Source organism: Streptomyces spongiae (assembly GCF_009377185.1).
GTDB classification, from domain to species: domain Bacteria; phylum Actinomycetota; class Actinomycetes; order Streptomycetales; family Streptomycetaceae; genus Streptomyces; species Streptomyces spongiae.
The window spans coordinates 1-2,323 of the sequence record NZ_VJZC01000941.1 but is presented as its reverse complement, the minus strand read 5'-3'; the positions used below and the strand labels follow the sequence as shown (position 1 = coordinate 2,323).

The following is a 2,323-nucleotide window of genomic DNA, read 5'->3' as shown; positions in this document are numbered from 1 at the left end:
GGGGTGTCTGAGGGTAAGGGCGCCCGGGGAAGGGGCGGTTGACTCCCGAACGGCGAACGCCCGGTGCCCGGCCGAAGCCGGAACACCGGGCGTCGAACCCGGGTCGCCCCAGGTCACTCCTCTACGGTCAGACCCCTCCGCAGGCGCACGAGCGTTCGCGACAGGAGCCGGGACACGTGCATCTGGGAGATGCCGAGTTCGTCCCCGATTTCGGACTGCGTCATTCCGGCGACGAACCGCAGGGACAGGATCTTCCGGTCGCGCGGCGGGAGTTCGGCGATCAGCGGCTTCAACGACTCGACGTACTCGATGCCTTCGAGCCCGTGGTCCTCGTAACCGATCCGGTCCGCCAGCGCGCCCTCGGAGTCGTCCTCCTCCGGCTGCGCGTCCAGTGACGAGGCGGTGTACGCGTTCGACGCCGCCATGCCTTCGACGACCTCGTCGTTGGAGAGGCCCAGGCGCTCCGCCAGCTCTCCCACTGTCGGAGCACGATCGAGCTTCTGGGCGAGTTCGTCACCGGCCTTCGCCAGGTCGAGGCGCAGCTCCTGCAGTCGGCGGGGGACGCGCACCGACCAGCTCGTGTCGCGGAAGAAGCGCTTGATCTCGCCGATGATGGTCGGCATCGCGAAGGTGGGGAACTCGACGCCACGGCTGAGTTCGAAACGGTCGATCGCCTTGATGAGGCCGATCGTGCCGACCTGGATGATGTCCTCCATCGGTTCGCTGCGGGAGCGGAACCGGGAGGCGGCGAACTTCACGAGCGCGAGGTTCAGTTCGACGAGGGTGTTGCGTACGTACGAGTACTCGTGCGTGCCCTCCTCGAGGGATTCGAGCCGCTCGAAGAGAGTCTTGGACAGGGCCCGTGCGTCTACCGGCCCCACCTCGTCGTACGGGGGAATCTCCGGAAGTCCCTCGAGCCCGTCGGGGAGTTCGTGGGTGAGCTCGTCCTGAGCGTCTTCCAGAGGGTGTGTCGACGTCGCCCTCTGGGTATGCGATGCGTCGAGCCGGGGTGACATGTGTCCTCCATCGTTCTCGGCATATGGCCGCCGATGCCCATACGTGCACTGCGGTGTGCGGCGCCTCCAAAGCCGGCCGTGTTGGTTGTGTCCCTACTAGCCCTACCCGTTTTCGCGACTCCACCGCAAGTGCGTTCCATGGCGAAATGTCCACTTCTAGGCGATTGTTCGGCTGTCGGAGCGCGTGAGGAAGGCGTAGTGTTCGAGGTCGAGTCAACAGCCACGACGGTCGGGAGAGGGACGGCATGGACCGCGGGACGCTCGGCAGCGCACAGTCGGGCCGGCTTCTTGTCGAAGTGCGGGAAGAGGGCGCCAGCGCCGTCGTGACCCCCGCGGGTGAGTTGGATCACCACACCGCCGATCTGTTGCGTGACCCATTGGACGAATGCATCGACAAAGGGTTCGCGCGTCTGGTTGTCGACTGCTCACGCCTGGAGTTCTGTGATTCCACCGGGCTCAACGTCCTGCTGGGGACCCGGCTGAAGGCGGAGGCGGCCGGCGGCGGGGTTCATCTGGCGGGTATGCAGCCGGTGGTGGCCAGGGTGTTCGAGATCACAGGGGCCGACGCCGTCTTCACCGTCCACGAGACGCTCGAAGCCGCGCTGGGCGGCTAGCCCCGTCGCTCACTCCCCGGCCCTGACCGGCCGGACCGCTCGCGATGGCAGTCCGACTGCCCCTGTGTGAGCGGCGCGTTACTCCTGTCACATGTTCCGTGCCGAATAAGTGGGTGTTCTCACGGTTCGGTCGGGCAGGAGACATCCTGAATATGTCGGCAGCCAAAACGGCGGGTGCGCCGCGGGGATCCGGGGGGATCTCCGGATCCACGTACTGAGTCTTGAATCGTGAACTGGTGAATCGGTGAGGTGAAGCGCTGATGAGCACCACCCGGCCTTACTCGCCGGGCGACCGCGGCCCGGAACCGGGCGCCGGCGGCGCTTCCGGGGCGTCCGGAGGGGGCGCGTCCCGAGAGGGTGCGATCGCGGAAGGTGTGCCCGAAACCGCGCCCGCCTCCGCGACTGCCATCGGGGGGCAGACACGCAGAATGAGTTTCGAGGGCGAGAGCGGGGTCGTACCGCTCGCCCGCGACTTCACCCGCCAGGCGTTGCACGCGTGGGGCTGGTTGCCCGCCGCGACCGCCGACCAGCGGGCCGCGGCGGAGGATGTCCTGCTGGTCGTCTCCGAACTCGTCACCAACGCGTGTCTGCACGCCGAGGGGCCCGACGAGCTGTGGATCGCCTGCGACAACAAGGTGCTCCGCATCGAGGTCTCCGACCGGGGGGCGGGGCAGCCCGCGCCTCGTACCCCGC

General features: G+C 67.6%; 3 protein-coding genes. 2 read left to right on the top strand and 1 reads right to left on the bottom strand.

What is annotated here, in order from left to right:
- Nucleotides 1–113: 113 nt before the first annotated feature.
- Nucleotides 114–1,016 (bottom strand): RNA polymerase sigma factor SigF, encoded by a 903-nt coding sequence (locus FNH08_RS48935; protein WP_152778379.1) that lies wholly within the window; start codon nt 1,014–1,016, stop codon nt 114–116.
- Nucleotides 1,017–1,261: 245 nt separating this feature from the next.
- On the opposite strand from FNH08_RS48935, the gene FNH08_RS48930 reads away from it, so the two are divergent.
- Together FNH08_RS48930 and FNH08_RS48925 are read left to right on the top strand one after the other, a co-directional pair.
- Nucleotides 1,262–1,630 carry an STAS domain-containing protein gene (locus FNH08_RS48930; protein ID WP_152778377.1) on the top strand — a complete coding sequence of 123 codons (369 nt, stop codon included), beginning with the start codon at nt 1,262–1,264 and terminating at the stop codon, nt 1,628–1,630.
- A gap of 260 nt (nt 1,631–1,890) precedes the next feature.
- On the top strand, nt 1,891–2,323 hold a 433-nt coding region (locus FNH08_RS48925), incomplete at its 3' end, for an ATP-binding protein (protein WP_152778375.1).

Coding starts and splice junctions, on each gene's coding strand:
- FNH08_RS48935 (WP_152778379.1), bottom strand. CDS start 1,016: ATGTCACCCCGGCTCGACGCATCGCATACCCAGAGGGCGACGTCGACA.
- FNH08_RS48930 (WP_152778377.1), top strand. CDS start 1,262: ATGGACCGCGGGACGCTCGGCAGCGCACAGTCGGGCCGGCTTCTTGTC.